This window comes from Glycomyces xiaoerkulensis, from assembly GCF_002798405.1.
Taxonomy (GTDB): Bacteria; Actinomycetota; Actinomycetes; order Mycobacteriales; family Micromonosporaceae; genus Glycomyces; species Glycomyces xiaoerkulensis.
Map to the genome: position 1 here is coordinate 304536 of NZ_PGGV01000029.1, position 24666 is coordinate 329201.

Consider the following 24666-nt stretch of genomic DNA (forward strand, 5'->3'; position numbering starts at 1 on the left):
GGGGACGCGATAGTTGTTCCACACCGTAGCCGACGAACCGGCCGATCGGCAACCTGGCGCCTGGTGCGATCTCTCGCCCGTTCGGGTGATACGGGATCGGCCGAGGCGCGGTCTCCGGCGGCTCAGTCCAGATAGTCCCGCAGCACCTGCGAGCGCGACGGGTGGCGCAGTTTCGACATCGTCTTGGACTCGATCTGGCGGATCCGCTCGCGGGTGACGCCGTAGACCTGGCCGATCTCGTCGAGCGTGCGAGGCTGGCCGTCGGTGAGGCCGAACCGCAGCCGCACCACGCCGGCCTCGCGCTCGGAGAGGGTCTGGAGCACCTGCTGGAGCTGCCCCTGCAGGAGCGAGAACGAGACCGCGTCGACGGCGACGATCGCCTCGGAGTCCTCGATGAAGTCGCCGAGCTGGCTGTCGCCCTCGTCGCCGATCGTCTGGTCGAGGCTGATCGGCTCGCGCGCGTACTGCTGTATCTCCAGGACCTTCTCCGGGGAGATGTCCATCTCCTTGGCCAGCTCCTCGGGCGTGGGCTCGCGGCCCAGATCCTGCAGCAGCTCACGCTGTATGCGGCCGAGCTTGTTGATGACCTCGACCATGTGGACCGGTATACGGATGGTCCGGGCCTGGTCGGCCATGGCGCGGGTGATGGCCTGCCGGATCCACCAGGTGGCGTAGGTGGAGAACTTGTAGCCCTTGGTGTAGTCGAACTTCTCGACCGCGCGGATGAGGCCGAGGTTGCCCTCCTGGATCAGGTCGAGGAAGGCCATGCCGCGGCCGGTGTAGCGCTTGGCGAGGCTGACCACCAGCCGCAGGTTCGCCTCCAGGAGGTGGTCCTTGGCGCGGTCGCCGTCGCGGATGATCCACTCCAGGTCGCGCCGGAGCTGGGTGGGGATCTCCTCGCCGGAGGCCCGGAGCTGCTTGAGCCGCTCCACGGCGTACAGGCCGGCCTCTATGCGCTTGGCGAGCTCGACCTCCTGGGCCGCGTTCAGCAGCGGCACCTTGCCGATCTGCTTGAGGTAGGCGCGGACCGAGTCGGCCGAGGCGGTCATCTCGGCGTCCTTGCGGGCCTGCTTGAGGGCCTCGGAGTCCTCTTCGTCCCACTCGAAGTCGTTCTCGACGGGCTCGTCGGGGTCGAGCGGGTCCTGTTTGGACTTCTTCGCGGCCTTCTTGGCGGCCTTCTTGCGGGTGGTCTTCTTGGCGGGCTTGGGGGCCTTCTCCTCGTCGGCCGCGGCGGCCTCCTCGGCGGCCAGGGCCGCGAGCGCCTCGTCGTCGAGGTCCTCGACCGGCTTCTTCTTGGCGGCGGCCTTCTTGGTGCTCTTGCGGGCGGCCTTCTTGGCGGTCTTCTTGGCCGCGGCCTTCTTCGCCTTCTTCGGCGCCGGGGCCTCTTCGGACTCCTCCTCGGCGCCCTCGGCGGCGTCGGGCTTCTTCGCTGCGGTCTTCTTGGCCGCGGTCTTCTTGGTCGCCTTCTTGGCGGCCTTGGCGGTGGCGGCGGTGCGCGAAGATGTGGCGGTGCGGGCGGCGGGGACGCGCTTCCTGCCGGCGCTCGAGCCGTCGACCACAACGGTGACCTCGGCCTCGGCGAGCGCCTTGAGCACCAGTTTGCCGTCGGCGGGGGAGGCCTGAGCCGTCTCCAAGACCTGGGCGACCTTCGCGGACGTCAGCTGTCCGTCGCTCTCACGGGCCAGTTCGAGCAATGAGTCGGTCAGGGAGTTGACGTCAGTGCCGTTGGGACGTGCGTCAGTCACGAGCAACCTTCCGAGGCAATGGCGGGCACGGCGAAGCCGGGCTCCATGGCGGGTGAGCTGAATATTGGGTCGGCAGCCACGGCCGGAACACGACCGGGCAGGCGTGAATTGTAGCGCTGAAATGCGCGATCGGCCCGTCCGTGTAGCCGTTTCGAGCTGTGTTTCCGCATTATTGGTGGCGATGTCTTCGGTTCGAGGGGCGTGACGGCGGTCTATTCTACCGTGCAGGTGCCTTCGGGTGCGGTGATGCCGCCGCCGAGCGAGAACGACAGGCGTGCATCGGAGGTCGACCGGACCTCGACGAAGTCCTCGCCGATGACCACCGTGACCGGATCCTCCCACTCCAGGTCGAATTCATCGCGACCCTGGTAGAAGTAGGCATGGGTGTGGAGGCCGGCGGGGTAGTCGTCGGGCCCGTACCTGATGAGCGCCGAGCCCTCGTACTCCTCGTCGGTCTCGTCGACCTCGAGGACGTTGAAGCCGCGGTCCTCCAACTGCCGGCCGGCCTGCTCGGCCAGCCCGGAGTTGTCGGTGCCGTTGAGAACCACCACCTCGATCTCCTCCGGGGCCGGAATGGGAGCGGTTTTGATCTCCACCGCCCCGGGCTCGCAGTCGCTGCCGGCGGCGAGCTGCGAGTCGTTCTGGATCGCCCACAGGGTCACCACGCCCGCCACCAGCGCCAATACGCACAACACGATCAGAGCGCGAATACGAGCGATACGCACTGAGGCCTCCCCGAGTCTCGAAGTTGACCAAAGGCTATCGTGCGCTCCGCGTCCGCGTGGGGCAGAGGCGCTACACTCGCTGCACGTGCCACACGAGTGATTCTCGCCACATTAGGGATGAAAATGTGGGTCCCATGATGTATACGAATGGACTGCACGCGGTAAGGTACCCCGCCTGCAGGGACGGACAGAACCCGCCAGGAAACCGAAGTCGAAACCGAGCGTCACCGACAATGCCTCCAGCGGCACCGCCGCAGCCATCGGAGTCGCGCCGCTTCGACGCGCCTGTGCCAGAAGAAATCAATTGGAGTGGAAGACGATGGCAACCGACTATGACGCCCCGCGCCGGGACAAGGAAGAGGCCCCCGGCGCCGACAGCATCGAGGCGCTCGCCAAGAGCCGCAGCGATCAGTCGGGGTCGGTGGACGTCGACGAGGCCGAGGTGGCCGAGAACTTCGAGCTGCCCGGCGCCGATCTCGGCGACGAGGAGCTCTCGGTCAAGGTCCTGCCGATGCAGAACGACGAGTTCCGCTGCTCGAGCTGCTTCCTGGTCCACCACCGGAGCCAGTACGCCAAGGAGAAGAACGGGCAGCCGGTCTGCAAGGACTGCGTCTAGCCCGGCGAGGAGCGCACCCGGAACCAGGGGGACCACTTGCCCGTAGATCCCCCGGGAACGCCCCTCGGAGCGCCCGGCCTACGCCGCCTCGGCGGGCCGAGCGACCGCAAGCGCCTCCCGCAGCCTCTCGGGGTTGCGGGAGGAGACCACCCAGTACGGCGTCGGATCGTCCGGATCGTCCAGGACGACACGGATCCCGCGCCGGATCCACGGCCGCTGCACCACGAACGCGAGCGGATGCAGGGCCACCCCCAGCGAATCCGAGTAGGCCGTCGGCTCGAGCACCTCGACCCGGTCGATCGCCGAGACCGGCAGTCTCGCGTCGTCGACGTGGAGCCACCGCCCCTCGCCGTGCTCGACCACCCGCACCGGGAGCCGACCCAGCCACCACGCCCCGATCAGCGGCACGAGGAAGACGGCGACGCTGAGCGTCAGCCGCCACCAGCGCAGATCCCCGAAGTTCGACAGCCCCGCGGCCACGGCCGCGGCCGCGACGGTGCCGATCCACCCGGCCCACGGCATTCGCATCCGCTCGGCGTAGCGCACTCCGCTCTCCATGTCTGAGACCATAGCTCAGTCACGGCTGCGCCTTCGGAGCCGCGAGCGAGTGCCGTCGAGAGGAAGTTTGAGACTGTGAACGCCGATGTGCCGGTCGCCATCAGGCGGCTCGATCCCGACCTGCCGATCCCGGCCTACGCCAACCCCGGCGACGCCGGGGCCGACCTGTACGCCGCCGAGGGCGTCGAACTGGGCCCCGGGCGCCGCACCCTGGTGCCCACCGGCGTCGCGGTGGCCATCCCCGACGGCTACGTCGGGTTCATAACCCCGCGCTCGGGCCTGGCGCACCGGCTCGGCGTCACCGGCGTCAACGCCCCCGGCACGATCGACTCCGGCTACCGGGGCGAGATCAAGTGCAACCTCATCAATCTCGATCCGGAGCGGACCGCCGTCATCGAGCGCGGGGACCGTATCGCACAATTGGTTGTCCAACCGGTAGTACGAGCCCGATTCACCGAGGTCGACGACCTGGCCCCCACCCAGCGGGGCGAGAACGGCCACGGATCGACCGGCGGACACCGCCGACTCGCAGAGGAGAACGAACGTGTTTAGACGGCGACGGTCGTCGAAGAAGCAGCGCCCGGCCGAGGGCGCGGTCCTCGACTCGCTGGCCGAGTCCGGCGAGGAGCCCACCTGGGAGGCCACCGAGGGCCCCTTTGACATCGCCGACGCCCCCGAGGACGAGCTCCGGCGCCTGGACCTCGGTTCGATCCGGCTGCCGGTGCCCAAGGGGGTGGGCTTCCAGGCCCAGACCGACGCCAAGGGCAACATCAGCCAGGTCGTGCTCACCACCGGCTCCTCCGCGCTCCAGTTGCTGGCGCGCGCCGCGCCCCGCAGCGAGGGCATCTGGGAGGAGATGCAGGAGGAGCTCACCGGCCAGGTCACCGACCAGGGCGGCAAGGTGGAGCCGGTCGAGGGCCGGTGGGGCACCGAACTCATCGCCAAGGTCGCCGCCAAGAAGGGCACCAACTCGGTGCGCTTCGTCGGCATCGACGGGCCGCGCTGGTTCATCCAGGCCACCTTCCAGGGCGACCGCGCCCTCGACGAGGAGGCCGCGCCCGAACTGGACGAGGCGCTGCGCAACGTGGTCATCGACCGCGGCAACCTCGCCATGCCCGCGCGCGAGCCGCTGCCGCTCAAGCTCCCGCCGAAGATGGCCGAGGAGGCCGCCTCGCGCATCGCCCAGCGGAAGGCCGAGGGCGGCGACGGCTCCCGCGCGATCGTCGCGGCCGGCGACACCCCGAAGCCGAACGTACGGCGCAAGCCGTCCCCGCGTCCGCGCAAACGATAGGCCGCGCCGTGGCACGGCGCCGGGAGAACGGACGGACCGTCGGCCGACGGCTCCGCCGGCTGGCCGCGCCCTCGCAGGAGCTGTTCGCCGAGGACGTCCGGCGGGAGGCCGAGGTCGACTACACCCCGGTCGAGGAGCTGCGGGCCCGGCAGCGGGCCACGGTGGCCGGCCGCCTGCGCACGGTCGTGCTGCGCACCGAGGGCCGCTCGCCGTCGGTCGAGGCCGAACTGTTCGACGGCACCGGCCAGGTGGGCCTGGTCTGGATGGGCCGGCGGCGTATCGTGGGACTCGAGGCCGGGACCAGGCTCGTCGCCGAGGGCCGGGTGGCCCGGGGCGATGACGGCCGCCTCGTCATCTACAACCCGACCTACGAGCTCCGCCCCTCCGGGCAGTGAAAGGCCACGTTTTGAGCACCGAGACGCCGCCGCAGACCGACCCCGACCAACTGCCCCCCTTCACCGAGCAGCTCTCCCAGCAGCTCGGCGGCGTCCGAGGCGTGGTCGAGGCCGCCGTCCCGATCACGCTGTTCGTCATCCTGAACCCGATCCTCGGCGATCGCGTCCTCGGGCCGCTCAACGGTCTCCAATGGGCGATCGTGATATCGGCCTCCAGCGCGGTGGCCATCGCGATCTGGCGCGCGGTCCGCAAGGAGCCGATCCGCTACGCGCTCAACGGCCTGTTCGGCATCGCACTCGGCGCGTTCCTGGCCTGGCGCAGCGACGACGCCCGCGACTTCTATCTGCCCGGGATCATCCAGGGCGGGATCTACGGGTTCCTCCTGATCGGCTCGGCGCTCATCCGGCACCCCATCATCGGCTGGATCTACGCCGTGGTCGCCCAGGGCGGCAAGAAGGAGTGGCGCGACAACGAGCCGCTGGTGGACGTGCTCAGCAAGATCACCATCCTGTGGGGGGCGGTGTTCCTGGTCAAGAACGCCGGGCGGCTGTGGCTCTACTTCGCCGACATGGACCACGCACTGGGCTATGTGACCCTCTTCGGGGGCTGGCCGGTGACGATCGCGCTGACGGCCTTCACGATTTGGGCGGTGAGGCGCAAAATGAAGGCGGTCCAGGCCGCTGGGGCCGGGACCGCCTGACAACCTGAGTCGTCGGTCAGCCGATGCTGCAGGTCAGTTCGGGTACGTCGTTGGAACCGCTGTAATTGCCGTTGAACCCGAACGAGGTCGACCCTCCGTTGGAGAGGGTGCTGTTGTAGGACTCGCCGGTGGCGGTGACCGAGGAGCCGGACTGGTCGAGCGTGCCGGACCAGGAGTTGGTGATCTGCTGGTCGCCGTTCCAGTTCCAGCTCACCTCCCAGGTGCCGGAGCCGCCGGTGCTGGTGACCTCGACGTTGGCGGTGAAGCCCGAGCCCCAGTCGTTGGCGATCTGGTAGTCGGCCTCGCAGTCGCCCGATGCGGGCGGATCGGTCGGCTCGGTCGGCTCGGGGTCCGTCGGCTCGGGGTCCGTCGGTTCCGGCTCGGTCGGCTCGGGGTCGGTCGGTTCCGGGTCCGGAGGTGCGCCGTCGCCGAACCACACGTCCGAGCAGGAGTAGAAGCTCTGGTCGATGTGGCTGGCCTGCCAGACCACGTAGACCACGTGGTGGCCGGTGCGTCCGGGGGCGCTGACCGGGATGTCGACCGCCTCGCCGGGCTCGTAGACGCCGGTCTCCACGACCCGTTCCAGGTCGCCCCAGCCCAGGGGCTGGGTCTCGGCGTCGTAGCCCTGCCGGGTGACGTACACCCAGTAATAGTCGCCGCCGTGGGTGGCGGTGTCCTCGTAGTGGAGGGTGAAGTTGTTGTTCACCTGCGTGGTGTGCCACGGGCCCGGCTCGTCGAGCGAGGCGTAGCGGCCGCCCTCGGCGTTGCCGCCGGAGCAGAGCTGACCGTCGGGGATCCGCTGCTCGTGCTGCCCCTGCATGCCTTCGCGCAGGAGGCCGTTCCAGTTCCACATGGTGTTGGGGTTCTCCTGCCAGGCCTGCCAGCACATGGGGTCCTCGTCCGCCATGTCGGGGTTCTGGTGGTCGTCGCCCCACCGGTCCCAGCAGGAGTAGTGGCGGGCGGGCGGCGAGGTGGCGGTGCCGTGAGCCGACGCCGACTGCGTGGTGATGAAGAACGCGGACGTCCCGGCGATCACCACGGCGGCCGCCGCCATGATGAGGCCTCTGAGTCGGCCTCTTCTCGATTTGAGCATGGTATCGCTCCCAAGTAAAATGGAAACATTGACAAACATAAATTTATCCTACCCATGCCCGTTATGTCAAAGAACCCGCGTTGACCAGCGGTTTCTACCGGGATTTCCCGAGGATGACCGCTCGCGTCGCGTCCTCGGCATCCTCGTTGCAGACGAAAATGAGCTCGTCACCCGCCTCCAGGCTGTCCTCACCACTGGGAGCGATTACCCGCCGACCCCGGATGATCGCCACCAGCGCCACGTCGTGCGGCAGCGGCACCTCCGAGACGATCGCGCCCACGTGCGGGGCGTCCTGCGGCAGGGTGATCTCGACCAGGTTCGCCTGGGACTGCCGGAAACTCATCAAGCGCACCAGGTCGCCGACGCTCACGGCCTCCTCCACCAGCGCGGCCAGCAGCCGGGGCTTGGACACCGAGACGTCCACGCCCCAGTCCTCGTTGAACAGCCACTCGTTCTCGGCCCGGTTGACCCGCGCGACCACCCTCGGCACCGCGAACTCGGTCTTCGCCAGCAGGCTCACCACCAGGTTCACCTTGTCGTCCCCGGTGGCGGCGACGGCCACGTCGCAGGTCTCCATGTGGGCCTGCCGCAGGTTCTCCAGCTCGCAGGCGTCGGCCAGGAGCCACTCGGCCTCCTCCACCCGCTCGGGCCGCATCGCCTCGGGCTCGCGCTCGATCAGGAGCACTTGGTGGCCGTTGCCGACCAGCTCCGAGGCGATCGATCGGCCCACGTTGCCGGCCCCGGCTATCGCCACGCGCATCAGACACCTTCCTGCGGGGGACGCCCCGCGATCGCGGCGACCATGTCGGCCCCGTCGTCTGCCACCAGCATGTACACCTGGTCACCGTCCTGCAGCACCGTCGAATCCGTGGGGAGGGAGGCCCGCCCGAACCTGGTGATGTAGGCGGCCCGGTGGCCGGTCGCCGCCTCCAGCGAACCCAGCGGCATGCCGACCCAGCCCTCGTCGAACAGGACCTCGACCATCGACAGCGTCGCGGTCGGGTCGCGCCACAGCGGCGCCTGCTCCTCCGGCAGGAGGTGGCGCAGCAGCCGGTCGGCGGTCCACCGGACCGTCGCCACGGTAGGGATGCCCAGGCGTTCGTAGACGGTGGCCCGCTGAGGATCGTAGATGCGGGCGATGACGTTCTGGACCCCGTAGTGCTCGCGCGCCACCCGCGCGGCGATGATGTTCGAGTTGTCGCCCGAGGAGACCGACACGAACGCGTCGGCCCGCCGGATGCCGGCCTTGGACAGCACCTCGCGGTCGAAGCCGATGCCCTTGACGGTGGTCTCGTCGAAGTCCGGGCCGAGCCGGCGGAAGGCCTTGGGGTTCTGGTCGATCACCCCGACCGTGTGCTCCAGTTCCACCAGGCCGCGCGCCAGCGTCGCGCCGACGCGGCCGCAGCCCATGATCACCACGTGCACCCGGCTCACTCCCTTCCCGACGTCGAAGCGACCATACCGCGGCGCCCGCCCACCGCTACGGTCACGCTACCGGCTTTCCTGGAGAGCGCTCCGGCATTCGGGTCGGAAACGGGGACCTCGGGGTCGAGGGAGAATGCACCCGCCTGAGCACGTGAACGGTCTCGTCGTTGAACTCGACCGGCTCGGACTCTGGACGACCCGCTGGATGCTTGGGGATTGAGGTCAGGCGGCGGCGAACTCCCGCAGGGAAGCGATCGAGAACTCGCCGTCGATGGACGATTCTCTGAACGCCTTCCACTCGGCAGGGGTGTAGACGAGGACGTCGCCGCGGGGTTCGTCCGCTGTGCGGACGGCCACCAGGCCGGTGTCGGCGTAACCGATCTCCAGCGCCGCTCCGCCGCCGGTTCCCACCCACAGCGCCGCGGAGCCGTCGAACGAGCCCTTCAGCGGGTGGACCAGCGACGGTCCGTCGTGAGCGGGTTCCGTCCGCAGAGCCGGGACGCCTTCCCCCACGACTGTCTCCACGAACGCCTCGAAGCTCTGGAGCGAAGCGCTGAGGATCGGGCTCTCTTCTCCGAGCTTGCTGTCGCGAAGCTCGACCAAACCGGCGTGAAGTCGGACCTCGACACAGTTGCTGCTGCCATTGCCCGAGCTGCGGCTCGGCTTCCGCCAAGCCAAGCTGGTCGTGGGGGTCTCGCTGCCCAGCGGCGAACGAATCGTCATTTCTTCACGTCCTTCAATATCTCGCGGATGCACTCGACCGTCCTGGCCTTGTCAAGGGCTTCCTCGTTCCAGAGCGCATCAAAAGTCGCTGTAAATGAGTCTACGTCAGGGGCTTCGAGGAACTTTGTTACCGCCGATGAGTCGATGCAGACGACCTCGGGAAGCGGCTCTGGAAGTTGGAAGTGGGTGAACTCCACCGTGATGCCCGCAGCGATGTGCTTCCAGCACTCCTTCGGAAGGATGCGCAGCTCGACGTGCGGCCACTCGATCATATCCAGGAGGTGACTGAACTGGTCACGCATGAGCTGATCCTCCTCGAACCGCTGGAAGAGAACCGGCTCGTGGACCAGGAAACGGAGGGTCTTGGGCTCCTTGCCGGTGAACACCTGGTGGCGCATGAGTCGGGCTTCGACGGTCCGCTGGACCTGAAGATCGTCGCCGCTCTCGGGGCCGTGCGAGATGAGTGCTGTCATGTACTCCCTGGTCTGCGTCAATCCGGGGAGGGCCGTCAACGCGAGGACGTTGACAGTATGAGCGTTGTCCTCCAGCCACAGGTAGTCCGTGAAGTTTCGATTGATGTACGGCTCGTAGTTGTCCCACCAGCCTCGCTGCGTCACGTCCTTGGCGAGCCTGAGCATGTCCGCGCGTTGGGTCATGTCTGATACCCCGTAGAGGTCCAGCAATTTCAGAAGATCGTCACCAGGAATCGGGTTTTGACCGGATTCAAACTTGCTTACGACGCTCTTCACCCGCCGGAGGTACTCGCCCACCTCCTGGACGGACAAGCCGCTCTCATCCCTCAGCTCCTTGACGGTCTTGCCCAACCATCGAGCGCGCCATGTTGGCTCGGCCACGTTCGCTCCTACCTCTCTGGTCGCACACGAGCCATCCTACGGATCGGCTGCGGTCGACGACGGCAGCAACCCCTCGGCTTCAGCCAGAGTATCAATCAGCGGAATAGTTTCTCTAGTGAGAAACTTGACTCAATACTGAAACTAAGACATACTCCTCCTGTGCCGCGGATCATGCAGGGGTTTGCCGACAGGGACCTTCACTGTCCGAATCACGGCGCGTTAGAGGTCCGGGCGCTGCTCATGGGCGGCAGCCGGAAACTGGGGCTCGGCCATCGCCGCCCGGATCGCCCACTCTCCGGGTTCGAGGGGATCAGCGGAGTGCGGGCGCCCTCACAACTCAACAGGCCATTGACCAGCCGCCATGAGATAGACGGCGGCCCGCCGGGAGACCTGATGTTTGGCGACATGATCTCGGCGGGCCGCACTACCTCCGGCGCAGCATGAAAGGACCTGTCTCTCATGCATTACCTGGCTCATCCATTCTATGCGCCCGCAGTAGCGCGGGCCAAGACGATTCTCGCGCTCCACCGGCCCCGGCGTTCGGGCCTGTTCCGGCTCTGGCGATGCGACTGGTGCAACGAACGCTGCGGCCGCGACGGCTGCTCGGCCCGTCGTGCCGCGCTCGCCGTCTACGACGAACACGCCGGTGAAAACGAGCGAACCTGGGACCTTGCCTGCGGCCACCTGTTCACGCCCTCAGAGGCGCTGCACGTCACTCCGACAGAAGTGCTCCCGGCCCTGCCCTCCGAGGCATTCCAACCCCGATCGGCGGAGCCGGTCGGCCGATGGGGGCCGTCGTACCCGGCGGATGCGGAGGCGGTGATCGCTTGAGCCGCCGCACGATCACCATCGACATGACCGAGGTCGCCGGCACCGGACTGCGAGAGGTCCTGGCGCGGCAGACCGCTCCAAGCGAGCTGTACTGCATCGGCATCACCGCGCACGGATCGGTCGAACTCGGCCCGGCGTTGATCGGCCTCGACGGCGCGGTCTCAGCCCTCTTCGACGACGGCGAGACCGACCGCTGGCTCGACGACGCGAGTTTGGCCGACCTGCTTGCCAACCTGAGCGTGTTCGTATGCCCGGCAGGGGAGCGGCCGTGAGCGCACCGACCAACGATACGTGCCCGACCACGTCGCTGACAGTCGACACCGGCCCCGAACGGGGACTGCGCCTGGCGCTGACTGCCCACCTCGGTGACGGCGCAGTCAGCCTCCACACAGTCGCCGCCTGCCGACGAATGGTCGGCATGGTCACCGGCATCGGTGCTACCGCGCACCGCGCGCCGCGCATCACGTTCGAGGACCCCTTCGCGGTCCGCCTCGGCGACTACGGCGAAGCGCTGACGCGGGCCGCCGAAGCGTTCTACCTCGGTGTGGCCGCCATATCGGTCACACGGCACATGATCGGCGAGTTCGAGCTGCCCGGCGGTAGCCGGTACCGCCTCTATGCCGACGACCGGGTCCGTGCGGTGAGCATCTGCCGAATCGCACCGACCATGGAGACGCGAAAACGGTTCCTCGCCTCCGGCCTGCACTACCGGCGACCGAGGTTCTTCTTTCCGGCCAACTGGACCCGCGAGGACCGGCACCGTGCCCGGACCGCGGTCCGGGTCTCGCGTCGCGCGGCCCTCACACAGAGGACGCCCGGATGCTGACCGAGCGGGAATTCCTCGATGACTTCTTCATTAAGCACATCGAGGTCGTCTTCAGCGTCTTCGTTCTGCCGCAGCCGATCCGTGGGGGCGAGGGTCGGTTTCGAGTCACAGCCTACGAGGGCGCGACTCGAACCGCGTGCCACCGGGTGTGCGATTTCCGCATCGGCGACCCGAAAGCGGACTGGGCGGAAGGACTGCCCCGTCAGTGGGACCGGGACCTGATCCTCGAACCGGCCCAACGGATCGCGACCGAGCTGCGGAGCGGGACCCGCATCCCTGACGCCTGAGCCGGGCCGCCGCTGTATTGGCCCGCTGGCCTGCTGGAGCCGATCCGGCGGCGGCCGCTTCTGCAACTTGTCGGTTCTCCGATACCGATACCCAAGAAGACCTGTTGTGATCGATTGATAACACCGAGGAGGGCATCGTATGTCCGATAGATCGATGCAGACCATTCCCAACCGACGTTCCCCTGAAGGGGTCAACCCTGGTCGAGCGCGCCGGGCCGTCCGCCATCTCTACGACCATGACCATCTCGAACCTGGCCGGATGTCCATGCCGCTGCTCGTCCGCTCGAACGGCGAGGTCTCCGGTGAGCTGCCCGGTGAGATCGACCTCGGCGGACTCGCCGGAGAAGCGAGGCGCCTGGCCCGCCTCGGCCTCGGAGGGGTGAAGGTGTTCGTCACCGGACACGACCGCGACGCCATCGCCACCGGCGCCACAGCGGCGGACAACCGCATGGCGAGGGCCATCGGCGAAATCAAGGCGGCCGCACCCGACCTGGCCGTCACCACCGAGGTCTGCGGGTGCTCGTGGACGACCAGCCGCGAATGCGTCCTGCGCAAGGACGGGGGCCTGATCGACCTGGAGGCGACCTATGCCCTCATGGGTGAGATGGCCCTACTCCACGCCGAAGCGGGCGCCGACGCGGTCTCACCTACCGCCATGCTGGACGGCTCGATCCGGCAAGTGCGGGACGCGCTCGATGCCGAAGGGTGGCGTGATGTGTCGGTGTGCCCCAACATCGCGGTCGACGGCGAACTGTACGAGCCGTTCAAGACGATCATGGACACCGACCCCGGCACCGGCCGCCGCGCGGGCCTCCAGCTCAGCTCGGGACGATTGGTCTCCGGTGTCCTCCAGTGCGCCGAGGAATGGATCGTCGAAGGCGCGGACAGCCTCACCCTCCAACCGGTCCTGACCAATATCGATGGGCTGACCGCGTTGGCGGGGTATACCTTCAATCCGATCGTCGCCTACTCGACTTCGGGCGAGTGGGCCGCGCTCCGGCATCTCCCGTCCTCGGCGGTCCTGGATTATCACCGCATGTTCCTGCGTCTGGGCGCCGACCACGTCTTGACCTATGCGGCCGACGTCCTTGCCGACGCCCTCCGTGAAAGGGAAGGCCACTGATGCGCGCCGAGCCGTTCACCCAACCGGCCGTTCTGGAGCAGATCGGCTATCTCAGCGAGACTCTTGGGTTCGCGATGAGCTGCGACCGGCGAGTCGGGTCGCTCCTAGCGGTCCTGGCCGCTTCAAAGCCCGGCGGCAACCTCGTCGAGATCGGCACCGGGTTCGGTGCCGGAGCCGCATGGCTGCTCTCGGGCATGGACGACGAAGCCCGGCTGACCACGGTCGAGATCGACCGCTCCAACGTTGCTATCGCCCGGAGTCAGCTCGGCGGAGACGAACGAGTGCAGATCGTCGAGGCCGACGCACACGCCTGGCTGGAGCGCTACGACGGCATACCGATCGATCTGGCCTTCGTCGACTGGCGGGCGGGCAAATTCGCCCAACTCGACCGCGTCGTCGAGTTGCTCGCGCCCGGCGGCCTCTACGTGGTAGACGACCTCCTGCCGCAACCGACCTGGCCCGACGGCCACGAGAGGCGCATCGGCGAGTTCTTCGGCTCCTGGCCCCGCACCGACATGGCGGCCGTCCCGATCGAGTGGGCCTCCGGGCTCCTGATCGCCGCGAAGCTACCGTAGGACGATGACGTCGAACGTGCTGCGGATCGTGACCCGCTCGTCCCCGATGGCGCTCGCCCAGGTCGAGCGGGTCCGCACCCTCCTGGCCGATTCCGATTCCGATTCCGATTCCGATTCCGGCCTCGGCGTCGAGGTCGTGCCGATCACCACCACGGCGGACAAATGGACCGGGAGCCTGACCGACCTCGGCGGCAAAGCGCACTTCGTCAAGGAAGTCGACGCGGTCCTGGCGGCCGGGGCCGCCGACGTGGCGGTCCACTGCCTCAAGGACATGCCCGGTGAACGGCCGCTCCCCGAAGGCATGACCATCGCTGCCTACCTCGAACGAGACGACGTCCGCGACTGCCTCATCCACCCCGAAGGGCTGACGCTCACCGAACTGCCCGCCGGGGCCAGGATCGGGACCTCGTCGGTGCGACGCCGAGCCCAACTCGCCGCGATCCGGCCCGACCTCGAATTCAGGCTGTTCCGTGGCAACGCCAACCGCCGCCTGGAGAAGCTCTACGCCGGGGAGGTCGACGCGGCGATCCTCGCCGTCTCCGGGCTCGAACGCATAGGCCGGACCGATGTCGCCGCAGAGATCTTCGAGCCCGAGGTGCTCCTCCCGCCGGTCGGCGCCGGCATCCTCGCCCTCCAATGCCGCGAGGACGACCCGGCCACGCTGGAGGCGCTGGCGCCCCTGGGCGACCCGCAGACCTGGCGCGAGGCGGCCGCCGAACGCATGTTCCTCCACGTCCTCCAAGGCCATTGCAACTCACCGATAGCCGGATACGCCGCGCACGTCGACGGAGAGCTGACCCTGCGAGGTGAGGTCTACTCGCTCGACGGCAAGCAGGTCCTCACCGCCTCCGAGACGGCCGGAGCGCTCGACCCGACCGACCTCGGCATCGCCGTAGGACTGGCGATCGCCAGGCAGGGCGGGCGAGAGATCATTCAGGAGGCCGAGCAGTAGACAATCGGTCCCCGAGGGGCCGGTAGGACCCGGTCAAGTCCGGGCACAGCCCGTCGGCCGGGTCGGTGATGGCCGGACCCGGCCGCCCGGCGCGGGTTGGAGCGCTACGCTACGGCCGTGACCCGCTCCTTGTCCGTCTTCAAACGGCTGCTCGTCGGTGAGCCGTTCACCAGCGAGCGGCAGCGCGCCCTCGAGCTGTCCAAGCGCTACGCCATCCCCCTGCTCGCGGTCAACCCCATCTCCTCGCTGGCCTACGCGCCCGAACAGGTCTTCCTCATCATGGCCGCCGCGGGCACCGCCGCCTACGCCTACTCGGTGTGGACCGGTCTGGCCGTCGCGGTCGTGATGCTGACCGTCATCGCCTCCTACCGGTACACCGTCCAGGCCTACCCGGGCGGGGGCGGCGACTACCGGGTGGTGACGGCGAACTTCGGGCAGCGCGCGGGCATGCTGGCCGCCGCGGCGCTGCTGCTGGACTACATCCTCACCGTGGCGGTGTCGGTGGCCGCGGCGGTGACGAACCTGGCGGTGGTGCTGCCGGGCCTGCGCGAATGGCGCGAGTGGGTGTGCGTGCTGGTCATCGTGCTGCTGACGGCTTTCAACCTGCGCGGCGGACGCATCCCCGGCCGCATCGCGGCCGGGGTCGCGCTCCTGTTCGTCCTGTGCATGACCGCGGTGGTGCTGGTGGGCCTGTTCCGGATCGCCGCCGGCGACGAGCTGCACCCGCTCTCGGCCGACTTCAGCTCGGTCGGCGAGGCCGCCGAGTGGACCGGGGCCGCCCTGTTCCTGCTGTGCGCCCGCGCCTTCGCCGCCGGGTCGGTGGCGGTGACCGGGGTCGAGACGTTCACGACCCGGGTGCGGTTCTTCCGCCCGCCGCGCGGCCGCAACGCCGCGGCGGCGATCACCGTGGTCGGCGCCGTGACCGTGGCGCTCTTCGTCGGCATCATCATGCTGGCCTACCTGGTCGGCGCCCAGGCCAGCTCCGACCCGAGCCGGCAGTTGGCCGGGATTCCCGAGGACTACGTGCAGATCCCGCTGGTCGGGCAGTTGGCCGGGGCCGTGTTCGACTCGGTGGCGGTGCTGATGTGGCCGATCATGCTCGCCACCGCCGGCGTGCTCACCCTGGCGGCGAACACCGCGTTCGTGGGCTTTCCGCAGCTCGCCACCGTCTTCGCGCAGGACTCGCTGCTGCCGCGCCAGTTGCACAAGCGCGGCGACCGCCTGGTCTACTCCAACGGGATCATCATCCTGGCCGTCTCCGCGGCCGTGCTGGTGGTGGCCTTCGGCGGGGTGACCTTCCGGCTCATCGGCCTGTACATCGTGGGCGTGTTCCTGTCGATGGTCCTGGGGCACGCGGCGATGATGCGGCACTGGGGGCGCGTGCTCGCAGTCGAGCGCGATCCCTCCCGGCGCGGCCGGGCACGCCGCGCCAGGCGCACGGCGTCGGCGGCCGCGCTGATGTGCGCGGCCGTGCTCGGAATCGTCGCGGTCACCGACTACCGGCGCGGCGGCTGGATCGCGGTGGTCATCATCGGCCTGGGCTACGCGCTCATGTGGTACGTCTCGCGGCACTACACGGCCGTGGCCTCCGAGACCGAACTGCCACCGGGCAAGCCGCGTCTGCCCTCGCGCAACCACGCGATCGTGCTGGCATCGAGCGTGAACCGGCCGCTGATGCGGATGCTGGCCTACGCCAAGGCCACGCGCCCCGACAGCGTCACGGCGCTGACGGTCAACGTGGACGCGGCGGCATCGCGGGCACTGCTGGCCGAATGGGAGCGGCGCAAGATCGGCGTCCCGCTGACGGTGGTGGACTCGCCCTACCGGGAGATCACCGGCCCGATCGTCGACTACGTCAAGGCGCTGCGGCGGGACGCGCCGCGCGACGTGGTGACCGTATACCTGCCCGAGTTCGTCGTCGGCCACTGGTGGCAGCGGCGGCGATTCTCGCGCAACTACTTCCCCTGGTCGACGAATCTGCTGCACAATCAGACTACGAAGGCGATCCGTCGCCAACTCAGGTACGAGCCCGGCGTGATGATCTGCATCGTGCCGTGGATCCTGGGCGAGAACATGGAACCGCCGCCGCTGCGGCGAGTGCGCCGGTGAGCGCCCTCAAGGCGACGACCTGGCATTCCGATGGGCCTCACCGGCCGAGTCGGAAGCATATAGCATGAGGCTCACCCATGTGCCCAGCAACAACCCATTGGGGACACGAATGAGCTCGACCGATACTGAACATAGACCTTCGATAATCGCCCGCGTGCGCGAGTCGATCGCCCCCCGGGTCTTCTACCCGGCCTCCGCGATCATCCTTGCCTTCGTGCTCGTAGGCACCATCTGGCAGACGCCGGACCCCGCCGAGGGTGAGGAGAAGCAGACCGACTTCTCGGTCATCCTCAACAACGTCAACGAATGGATCACCCAGAACCTCGGGTGGTACTACATCTTCGTCGTGTTCGCGTTCGTACTGTTCGCCGCCGGCATCGGCGTCTCCCGGCTCGGGAGGATCCGGCTCGGACCCGACGACTCCAAACCCGAATTCTCCCGCACCTCGTGGTTCGCGATGCTCTTCAGCGCCGGCATGGGCATCGGCCTCGTCTTCTGGGGCGCGGCCGAACCCCTGGCGCACTACGCGACGCCCCCCTACGCCTCCCCGGAGACCGAAGCGGCCGCCCGCGACGCCATGCACGCCTCGTTCATGCACTGGGGCGTCCACGCCTGGGCCATCTACATCGTGGTCGGCCTCGCCCTCGCCTTTGCGGTGCACCGCAGGGGCCGCCCGCTGTCGCTGCGCTGGACCCTCGAGCCCCTGCTGGGGGAGCGGGTCCGCGGCGTCCTCGGCGACGTCATCGACGTCACCGCCGTAGTCGCCACCCTGTTCGGCGTCGCGACCTCGCTGGGCCTGGGCGCCCAGCAGATCAACGCGGGCCTCGAGGCGCTCAACATCGTCGGCGCCCCCGCCGACGCCACCCAGACGAACGCGGCCCAGATCATCACCATCCTGGTGATCACCGGCATCGCGATCTGGTCGGTCATCACCGGTGTCAAGAAGGGCATCAAGTGGCTGTCGAACATCAACATGGTGCTGGCCGCCGTGCTCCTGGTGTTCGTGTTCGTCTTCGGCCCGACCCTGTTCCAGCTCCGCGAGCTGTTCACCTCGATCGGCTACTACTTCCAGAACATCCTCCAGACCTCGCTCGACGCCGGCGCCTACCCGGCCGCCGAGAGCGGCTACCCGAACGCGGGCGGCTTCCAGGCGGCCTGGACCGCCTTCTACTGGGGCTGGTGGATCAGCTGGGCGCCCTTCGTGGGCGTGTTCATCGCCCGCATCTCGCGCGGCCGGACCGTGCGCGAGTTCTGCCTCGGCGTCCTGCTGGTGCCGACGGCCATCTCGTTCGTGTGGTTCGCCGTCATGGGCGGCACCGCGCTGCACCAGGCGATGGGCGGCGCCGACATCCTCGGCCTGAGCGAGGCCGCGGCCCTGTTCAGCATGCTCGAGGGCCTGCCGGTCACCCCGCTGCTGGCGGGACTGGCGACGCTGCTGGTCGTGACCTTCTTCGTCACCTCCTCGGACTCCGGTTCGCTGGTGATCGACACGCTGTCCTCGGGCGGCAACCTCGAGCCGCCCAAGCCGACCCGCGTGTTCTGGGCGAGCGCCGAGGGCGCCGTGGCCATCACCCTGCTGATCGTCGGCGGCATCGGCGCACTCCAGACGGTCTCGATCGTCACGGCGCTGCCGTTCTCGATCATCATGATCGCCATCTGCGTGGCGACCGTGAAGGCCCTGAGCGCCGACCCCACGGTGCGACTTCGCCGCACCCCCAAGAAGGCCGAAGCGAAGCAGTAGCACGACCCGCCGGGCACCGCCGAGGCGGTGCCCGGCCACCCCACCGCCACCCGACCGCGGGTAGCCTCTCCGAGATGGGAAAGGTGGGGGAAGCGAACTCATGATCGTCACGATCGACGACGTCGCCGCGGGCGGCCACTGCGTGGCCCGGGCCGACGGCGAGGTGTACTTCGTGCGCCACGCACTGCCCGGCGAGCGAGTGCGCATCGAGGTCACCCAGCGCAAGAAGCGCTTCGCCTTCGCCGACGCGGTGGAGATCCTCGAACCCTCGCCCGACCGCGTCGAGGCGCCCTGCCCGTGGGCCGGACCCGGCAAGTGCGGCGGCTGCGACTTCCAGCACGCCGCCCCCGAGGCCCAGCGCCGCCTCAAGACCCGCGTCCTGGCCGACCAGCTCACCCGCATCGGCGGCCTCGAGCCTTCCGCTCTCGAAGGCGTCGAGGTCGAAGAACTGCCCTGGAAGGAAGGCGCCCTCGGCTGGCGCACCCGGATGCAGTACGCGGTCGACCGCGACGGCCGGGCCGGGCTCCGCGAGCACAAATCCCACCGCGTCATCCACATCGATGAGTGCGCGATCGCCTCCGAACCCATCCGCGAGGCGCGCATCCTCGCACGGAACTGGAAGGGCCTGGGCGCGGTGGGCGTGGTCGACTCCGACGAGGACCGCCTCACCGTCTACACCCAGTTGCGCCGCACCTCCCGGCCCCATCACAAGAGCGGCCCCGCCACGATCCACCAGCGGGTCGGCCGGTTCGAGTTCGAGCTCGGCTTCGACGGCTTCTGGCAGGTCCACCCGCTCGCCGCCGAGACCTTCCTCGACTGCGTGCTGGAGTTCCTGGCCCCGCGCGAGGGCGAGGCCGCCTGGGACCTGTACGCCGGCGCCGGCCTGTTCGCCGCCGGACTGTCCGAAGCGGTCGGCCCGAACGGCCGCGTCGTCGCCGTCGAGAACGCGGCGGCCCCGCGCACGGCCGCCAACCTCGCGGACCTCCCGAACGCCGGTGCCCTCGGCGGCGAGGTGGCCGAGACGCTCCCCGCCCTGGGCCGGACCGACATCGTCGTGCTCGACCCGCCGCGGCACGGCGCCGGGCCCGAGGTGGTGGCCGCGATGACCGCGGCCGGTCCACGGGCGATCTGCTACGTCTCCTGCGACGCCGGCGCGCTGGCCCGCGACGTGAAGGCCTTCGCCGAGCACGGCTGGTCCCCGGCCCGCATGCGCGCGTTCGACGCGTTCCCGATGACGCAGCATTTCGAGACGATCGCGCTGTTCGAGCCGGTTCAGGCGTAGGCGAACAGCGGTGGGAACACCAGGACCACCGCCCACACCCAGGCCGCGTAGACGCCGACGTATCCGGTCTGCCAGCGCTCCAGGCGCGAGAAGGGCGACCGGTTCCGGACGAAGGAGAGCAGCAGCCACGCCGTCCCGGCGAGATTGGCGAAGAGGACGATGTTCTCGCCGAGGGCGGCGGTCTTGTTCGGGCTGAAGCCCCACTCGCCGATGCGGCCGGCGACGGCCAGCAGCACCAGCAGGTCGATGAGCAGCGCGCTCACGACCAGCCCGAGCTGGAGCCGGTCGAAACCGCCGGGCCGCGCTTCGGGGTCGCGGGCCGAGACCGAGTACAGCAGCAGGCCGAGGACGACCACCAGCAGCAGGTTGAACAGGATCAGCGCGTCGCGTTCGACGTCGATGAGGCTGCCGGTCAGGGCGATGGCGGCCAGGACCGCCAGGAGCGCGGCCGTGAACAGCGGGGTGAACACGCGGGTGAGCACCGGCGCCATGTTCTCGACGACGCTCTGTTTGGCCTCGACCAGCCAGGCGGCGACCACGACGGCGGCCGCGGCCCCGCACGGCAGCAGCCAGGATTCGACGAACGGCTCGGCGTCGAGGCCGATGGCGCCGAAGGTGCCCACGGTGAACAGGGTGAGCACGCCGCCTCCGAGCCCGATCAGGACCAGGTAGATGAACCACTCCCCGGTGAAGCGGATGAAGTCCATCCGGCGGCGCCCGGACCGCCACTCGCCGCCGACGTAGGCCGCACCGACGACGAACCAGAGCGCGATCGGCAGGTGGATGGAGGTCAGCACGATGCTCTGGGAGTCCGCGGCCAGCGGGTAGGCGTTGGCACCGACGGCCGCGAGGGCGACCAGCGCCGCCATGACCGCGAGGGTGCGCGGACCGGTGCGGCGGCGCCAGGCGAAGTAGGCCGCCAGGGGCGTCAGGGTCAGCGGGCCGAGGTTGCGCGCGTAGAAGCCCGCCTCGCCGCCGAGGCCGAGCCCGAACGCCGCGGGGGCCTTGACCGCGATCGCCGCGAGGGCGGCGAAGACGAGCATGGCCGCCAGGTCGTGCCGTCGGCCGGCGGCCGCGCCGTCCGGTTCGGGGGCCAGCACCAGTTGCTTCCACAGCCGGTCGGAGTGTTCGCGGGCGAACTCGCGGGAGATCTCGTCGAGGCGGCCCATGCGTTTGACGGCGATGAGGAAGGCTTCGTCGGAGCGCAGGCCGGCCTCGGTCAGGTCGGTGATCCGGCCGCGCAGGTGGTCCTCGAGCTCGTCGGCGTCGGAGTCGCGCATGGCCCGGCGGCGCAGCGTGTAGGAGCGCCACCGGGCGATCTGGGATTCCAGATCGGTGTCGGCGTCGGTGGTCACGGATCAGCCCTCCAGCGCCGGGCGGACGGTGGGGTCGAGCGACCGCGAGGCGGTCCAGACGCCCTGGAGGGCTTCGACGACCGCGTCCCATTGGCGGCGCTGTTCGACCAGTTCGGCGCGGCCCCGGTCGGTGATGCGGTAGTACTTGCGCCGCCGGCCGCCGCCGGGGCTGCGCCAGTGGGACTCGATGTGGCCGAGCCGTTCGAGGCGGTGCAGCAGGGGGTAGAGCAGGCCTTCGGTCCACTCCAGGCGTCCGCCGGACCGCTCGCCGACCTGCTTGAGGATGGCGTACCCGTAGCTTTCCTCCTCGGCGAGGATGCCGAGCACCAGCGGTGCGGCCGAGGCGGCGACCAGATCCTTGGCGATGTGCATGCGCACGCTCCTAACCCTAGAACTGCGATGCATAGTAGCTCTAGGGTTAAGAGCGCGTCAAGCCGCGGTGCGCCCGCACGACGAAGGGAGGGGCCGGGCGAAGCCCGGCCCCTCCCTTGGAGCGTCTCCTTTAGGAGATCAGGTCCGAGAAGGGGTTCTCCTCGAGCCATGCGCTGACACCGGCCTCGACGTCGCCGTCGTGCTCGGTGAAGACCGTGTTCTCCAGCCCGGCGAGCTGCTCGTCGCTCAGCGCGAACGAGCCCATCGCGTCGGCGATGTCGGAGTGCTCCTCCGAGAAGCCCGGGCGCGCCACGGTGTTGATCGTCTCGACGTCGCCCAGCGTGCCCTCGGGGTCCTCGAGGTTCTTCAGGTCGTACTCGGCGTAGGCCCAGTGCGGCTGCCACAGGGTGACGACGATCGGCTCCTCGGCGGCGATCGCCGAGTCCAGCTCGGCGAGCATGGTCGCGGTCGAGGAGGTCTGCAGTTCCAGGTCGTCCATGCCGTAGGTGGGCATGGAGTTGTCCTGCACGGCCTCGGTCAGGCCCGCGCTCGGCTCGATGCCGACGATCTGGCCGCCGAACAGGTCGGCGTTGTCGTTCAGCTCGGTGAGCGAGTCGACCTCGTCGACGTAGGACGGGACGGCCACCGTCAGCGCGGCGTTCTCGTTCCAGGTGCCGATCTGCTCGAGCTGGTCGCCGTACTCGTCCATGTAGGTGGCGTGCGTGACCGGCAGCCAGGCGTCGAGGAAGAGGTCGACGTCGCCGGAGGCGACGCCCTCGTAGAGCACGCCCGCCTCGCCGATCTCCTCGACGGTGACGTCGTAGCCGGACGCGGTGAGCGCCTGGTTCCACAGCTCGGTGGCGACCACGCCCTCGTCCCAGCCCGGGATCAGGCCGATCGTGATGTCGCCTTCGCCTTCAGGAAGGCCGAAGTCGGTGCCGGTGTCGCCGTTGCCCCCGTTGTCGCCGCTGTCGCCGTCCTCGCTCTCGACGCTGCAGGCGGACAGCCCGATACCGAGCGCGGCGGCCGCGCTCGCGGCGACGGCACCCTTGATGAATGTTCGACGCATGTGTCGTGGTTCCTTTCCCTTGGGTGTGCGGTTGTTCCGTGTTACTTGGTAATTGCGGCCGCGCGTGCGACCGGGGTCCGGTCGGCCAGCCCGTGCATGATGCGGTCGAGGAAGACCGCCAGGAAGACCACCGAGATGCCGGCGTTGACGCCCATGGCGATGTCGACCCGTCCGAGTGAGGAGACGATGACGCCGCCGAGCCCGCCGCCGCCGACCATTCCGGCGATGACGACCATCGACAGCGCCAGCATGATGACCTGGTTGAGCCCGGCCACGATCGTGGGCAGGGCCAGCGGCAGTTTGATGCGGGCCAGGATCCGCGTCGGCGAGGCGCCGAAGGCCTGCCCGGCCTCGACGACCTCGTGGTCGACCTGGCGGAGGCCGAGTTCGGTGAGCCGCACGCCGGGCGGCATGGAGAAGACGATGGTGGCGATCATGCCGGGAACGGGGCCGATGCCGTAGAACATGACCACCGGCAGCAGGTAAACGAACGCCGGAAGCGTCTGCATGAAGTCGAGGATCGGCCGGACCACGGTGGAGGCGGCGCGGAACTCCGAGGCGATGATGCCGATCGGGATGGCCAGCAGCGTGGCCAGGGACGCGGCGACGACCACCATGGCGAGGGTCTCCATGGTCTCCTCCCAGTACGGGGACCAGCCGGCGATGAACATCCCGCCGCCGATCACCAGGGCGAGCTTCCAGCCCCGCGCCAGGAACGCGATGGCCGCGAACAGCACGATCATGACGCCCGAGGGCATCCACAGCAGTGCCTCGAGGAGGCCGTCGTTCATGGACCCGAGGAACGCCTCGGTCCCGTCGAACAGGGCCGTCCACTCGGACCGGAGCCACCGGACGCCCTCGTCGACCCATTCGCCGAGGGGCATGTCGGGCAGGGGGTTCCAGACATAGGTCCAGAACCAGTCGCGCAGGTATTGAATCATGCTCGCTGGGGCTCCTGGGCATCTGAGGCGGTCTCGGGGGCGAGGGACTTGATGATGGCGCGGGGCGTGACCACGCCGAGCGGCTCGTTCCACTCGTTGACGACCAGCAGCGGCTGGTCGGAGGCGACGACCGTGCCGTACAGGTCGTTGACGGTCACGCCGGACTCGACGGTCTCGAGCCCGCGGGTCTCGGTGTCGGAGCCGACCGGCTCCATGACCGCCTCGGCGGTGAGCACCCGGGACCGGTCGACGTCGGCGATGAAGTCGGCGACGTAGTCGTCGGCCGGGTGCTTGAGGATCTCCTCGGCGGTGCCCAACTGCTTCACCACGCCGTCGCAGATCGCGATCCGGTCGCCGATCTTCATGGCCTCGTTGAGGTCGTGGGTGATGAACACGATGGTCTTGGCGAGCTTCGCCTGGAGCTCGAGGAGCTGATCCTGCATCTCTTGGCGGATGAGCGGGTCGAGGGCGCTGAAGGCCTCGTCCATGAGCAGGAACTCGGTATCGGCGGCCAAGGCGCGGGCCAGGCCGACGCGCTGCCGCATGCCGCCGGAGAGCTGCGCGGGCAGTTTGTCCTGCTCGTCGCCAAGCCCGACCATCTCGACCGCCTCCCTGGCACGGTCCATGCGCTCGTCGCCGGGGAGCTTCCTGATCTCCAGCCCGAATGCGACGTTCTCGAGCACGTTGCGGTGCGGGAGGAGGGCGAAGTGCTGGAACACCATGCTCACCTTGTCGCGGCGCAGCTCGCGGACGCCCTTCTTCGACAGGGACCGGAGATCGACGCCGTCGATCCAGATCGAGCCGGCGGTGGGCTCGATGAGGCCGTTGAGCATCCGGATGAGGGTCGATTTGCCCGAGCCGGACAGACCCATGACCACGAACGTCTCACCGGTGGCGATCTCCCAGTTGTGGTCGATGACCGCGGCGGTCACTCGATTGGGGAGCTCTTCGCGGGGGACGCCGGCCTTCAGATCGTCGACGGCCTGGTGCGCTCCTTTTCCGAAGACCTTATAGAGAGATTCCACTGAGAGGGCAGACATCGTTTCCTTCCGGTTGACGGTCGGCAACCACTGCCAA

The 24666-nt window shown here is 68.8% G+C and carries 28 protein-coding genes; 15 read left to right on the top strand and 13 right to left on the bottom strand.

What is annotated here, in order from left to right; all coding sequences use genetic code 11:
- Positions 1–122 precede the first annotated feature (122 nt).
- Positions 123–1745: an RNA polymerase sigma factor gene (locus CUT39_RS12025; RefSeq protein WP_100446832.1), complete on the bottom strand. Its 1623-nt coding sequence runs from the start codon at positions 1743–1745 to the stop codon at positions 123–125.
- Positions 1746–1957: 212 nt separating this feature from the next.
- Positions 1958–2470, bottom strand: coding sequence for a LytR C-terminal domain-containing protein (locus CUT39_RS12030; protein WP_100446834.1), 513 nt, complete (start codon positions 2468–2470; stop codon positions 1958–1960).
- 319 nt (positions 2471–2789) lie between these two features.
- Here CUT39_RS12030 and CUT39_RS12035 point away from each other — a divergent pair, with 319 nt between their 5' ends.
- Positions 2790–3086, top strand: coding sequence for a DUF4193 domain-containing protein (locus CUT39_RS12035; RefSeq protein WP_100446836.1), 297 nt, complete (start codon positions 2790–2792; stop codon positions 3084–3086).
- A 78-nt stretch (positions 3087–3164) separates the two neighbouring features.
- Here CUT39_RS12035 and CUT39_RS12040 read toward each other — a convergent pair whose 3' ends face one another.
- On the bottom strand, positions 3165–3644 hold the full coding sequence (locus tag CUT39_RS12040; RefSeq protein ID WP_198587076.1) for a DUF3093 domain-containing protein: 480 nt from the start codon (positions 3642–3644) through the stop codon (positions 3165–3167).
- Positions 3645–3719: 75 nt separating this feature from the next.
- On the opposite strand from CUT39_RS12040, the gene dut reads away from it, so the two are divergent.
- From dut to CUT39_RS12060, 4 genes are read left to right on the top strand one after another with little or no spacing between them, the layout of a single operon-like run.
- The gene (gene dut / locus CUT39_RS12045; protein ID WP_100446840.1) at positions 3720–4196 is read left to right on the top strand and encodes a dUTP diphosphatase; all 477 of its coding nucleotides are present in this window, start codon (positions 3720–3722) and stop codon (positions 4194–4196) included.
- Positions 4189–4935, top strand: coding sequence for a DUF3710 domain-containing protein (locus CUT39_RS12050; protein ID WP_100446842.1), 747 nt, complete (start codon positions 4189–4191; stop codon positions 4933–4935). The genes dut and CUT39_RS12050 overlap by 8 nt, the downstream gene beginning before the upstream one ends.
- Positions 4936–4943: 8 nt before the next feature.
- A complete protein-coding gene (locus tag CUT39_RS12055; protein ID WP_100446844.1) occupies positions 4944–5330 on the top strand; it encodes an OB-fold nucleic acid binding domain-containing protein in 387 nt (128 codons plus the stop codon).
- Between the two features lie 11 nt (positions 5331–5341).
- Entirely contained in the window at positions 5342–6031 is a 690-nt protein-coding gene (locus CUT39_RS12060; RefSeq protein ID WP_157930638.1) for a DUF3159 domain-containing protein, read from the top strand.
- Positions 6032–6047: 16 nt separating this feature from the next.
- Here the strand turns inward: CUT39_RS12060 and CUT39_RS12065 are convergent, their stop codons facing one another.
- The 5 genes from CUT39_RS12065 to CUT39_RS12085 all read right to left on the bottom strand — a co-directional run bounded on the left by CUT39_RS12065 (position 6048) and on the right by CUT39_RS12085 (position 10126).
- Complete coding sequence (locus CUT39_RS12065) at positions 6048–7124, bottom strand: lytic polysaccharide monooxygenase auxiliary activity family 9 protein (RefSeq protein ID WP_100446848.1); 1077 nt, start codon at positions 7122–7124, stop codon at positions 6048–6050.
- Positions 7125–7218: 94 nt separating this feature from the next.
- Complete coding sequence (locus CUT39_RS12070; RefSeq protein ID WP_100446850.1) at positions 7219–7884, bottom strand: potassium channel family protein; 666 nt, start codon at positions 7882–7884, stop codon at positions 7219–7221.
- Positions 7884–8549, bottom strand: coding sequence for a potassium channel family protein (locus tag CUT39_RS12075; protein WP_100446852.1), 666 nt, complete (start codon positions 8547–8549; stop codon positions 7884–7886). Before CUT39_RS12075 ends, CUT39_RS12070 begins: the two co-directional genes overlap by 1 nt.
- A gap of 222 nt (positions 8550–8771) precedes the next feature.
- Complete coding sequence (locus tag CUT39_RS12080; RefSeq protein ID WP_100446854.1) at positions 8772–9272, bottom strand: DUF397 domain-containing protein; 501 nt, start codon at positions 9270–9272, stop codon at positions 8772–8774.
- Complete coding sequence (locus tag CUT39_RS12085; RefSeq protein WP_100446856.1) at positions 9269–10126, bottom strand: helix-turn-helix domain-containing protein; 858 nt, start codon at positions 10124–10126, stop codon at positions 9269–9271. Before CUT39_RS12085 ends, CUT39_RS12080 begins: the two co-directional genes overlap by 4 nt.
- 459 nt (positions 10127–10585) lie before the next feature.
- Between CUT39_RS12085 and CUT39_RS20330 the strand changes: the two genes are divergently transcribed.
- The 10 genes from CUT39_RS20330 (at position 10586) to CUT39_RS12130 (ending at position 19852) form a co-directional block, all read left to right on the top strand.
- Positions 10586–10957 carry a hypothetical protein gene (locus CUT39_RS20330; protein ID WP_157930639.1) on the top strand — a complete coding sequence of 124 codons (372 nt, stop codon included), beginning with the start codon at positions 10586–10588 and terminating at the stop codon, positions 10955–10957.
- On the top strand, positions 10954–11229 hold the full coding sequence (locus CUT39_RS12090) for a hypothetical protein (protein WP_100446858.1): 276 nt from the start codon (positions 10954–10956) through the stop codon (positions 11227–11229). Before CUT39_RS20330 ends, CUT39_RS12090 begins: the two co-directional genes overlap by 4 nt.
- Complete coding sequence (locus CUT39_RS12095; RefSeq protein ID WP_157930640.1) at positions 11226–11783, top strand: hypothetical protein; 558 nt, start codon at positions 11226–11228, stop codon at positions 11781–11783. Before CUT39_RS12090 ends, CUT39_RS12095 begins: the two co-directional genes overlap by 4 nt.
- On the top strand, positions 11777–12070 hold the full coding sequence (locus CUT39_RS12100; RefSeq protein ID WP_100446862.1) for a hypothetical protein: 294 nt from the start codon (positions 11777–11779) through the stop codon (positions 12068–12070). The genes CUT39_RS12095 and CUT39_RS12100 overlap by 7 nt, the downstream gene beginning before the upstream one ends.
- 154 nt (positions 12071–12224) lie before the next feature.
- The gene (locus CUT39_RS12105; RefSeq protein ID WP_269799161.1) at positions 12225–13193 is read left to right on the top strand and encodes a hypothetical protein; all 969 of its coding nucleotides are present in this window, start codon (positions 12225–12227) and stop codon (positions 13191–13193) included.
- Positions 13193–13768, top strand: a complete 576-nt coding sequence (locus CUT39_RS12110) for an O-methyltransferase (RefSeq protein WP_100446866.1) — start codon at positions 13193–13195, stop codon at positions 13766–13768. Before CUT39_RS12105 ends, CUT39_RS12110 begins: the two co-directional genes overlap by 1 nt.
- Positions 13769–13772: 4 nt before the next feature.
- The gene (gene hemC, locus CUT39_RS12115) at positions 13773–14720 is read left to right on the top strand and encodes a hydroxymethylbilane synthase (protein ID WP_100446868.1); all 948 of its coding nucleotides are present in this window, start codon (positions 13773–13775) and stop codon (positions 14718–14720) included.
- Positions 14721–14837: 117 nt separating this feature from the next.
- Positions 14838–16829 (top strand): APC family permease, encoded by a 1992-nt coding sequence (locus tag CUT39_RS12120; RefSeq protein WP_100446870.1) that lies wholly within the window; start codon positions 14838–14840, stop codon positions 16827–16829.
- Between the two features lie 154 nt (positions 16830–16983).
- Positions 16984–18570, top strand: coding sequence for a BCCT family transporter (locus tag CUT39_RS12125; protein ID WP_157930641.1), 1587 nt, complete (start codon positions 16984–16986; stop codon positions 18568–18570).
- Between the two features lie 100 nt (positions 18571–18670).
- Positions 18671–19852: a class I SAM-dependent RNA methyltransferase gene (locus tag CUT39_RS12130; RefSeq protein ID WP_100446874.1), complete on the top strand. Its 1182-nt coding sequence runs from the start codon at positions 18671–18673 to the stop codon at positions 19850–19852.
- On the opposite strand, the gene CUT39_RS12135 is transcribed toward CUT39_RS12130, so the two are convergent.
- The 5 genes from CUT39_RS12135 to CUT39_RS12155 form a co-directional block, all read right to left on the bottom strand.
- The gene (locus tag CUT39_RS12135) at positions 19843–21207 is read right to left on the bottom strand and encodes a permease prefix domain 1-containing protein (RefSeq protein WP_100446876.1); all 1365 of its coding nucleotides are present in this window, start codon (positions 21205–21207) and stop codon (positions 19843–19845) included. The genes CUT39_RS12130 and CUT39_RS12135 overlap by 10 nt on opposite strands.
- 3 nt (positions 21208–21210) lie before the next feature.
- A complete protein-coding gene (locus tag CUT39_RS12140; protein WP_100446878.1) occupies positions 21211–21579 on the bottom strand; it encodes a PadR family transcriptional regulator in 369 nt (122 codons plus the stop codon).
- 130 nt (positions 21580–21709) lie between these two features.
- Complete coding sequence (locus CUT39_RS12145; protein ID WP_100446880.1) at positions 21710–22648, bottom strand: glycine betaine ABC transporter substrate-binding protein; 939 nt, start codon at positions 22646–22648, stop codon at positions 21710–21712.
- 41 nt (positions 22649–22689) lie between these two features.
- Entirely contained in the window at positions 22690–23589 is a 900-nt protein-coding gene (locus tag CUT39_RS12150; RefSeq protein ID WP_100446882.1) for an ABC transporter permease, read from the bottom strand.
- The gene (locus tag CUT39_RS12155; RefSeq protein ID WP_100446884.1) at positions 23586–24629 is read right to left on the bottom strand and encodes a quaternary amine ABC transporter ATP-binding protein; all 1044 of its coding nucleotides are present in this window, start codon (positions 24627–24629) and stop codon (positions 23586–23588) included. The genes CUT39_RS12150 and CUT39_RS12155 overlap by 4 nt, the downstream gene beginning before the upstream one ends.
- Between the last annotated feature and the right edge of the window lie 37 nt (positions 24630–24666).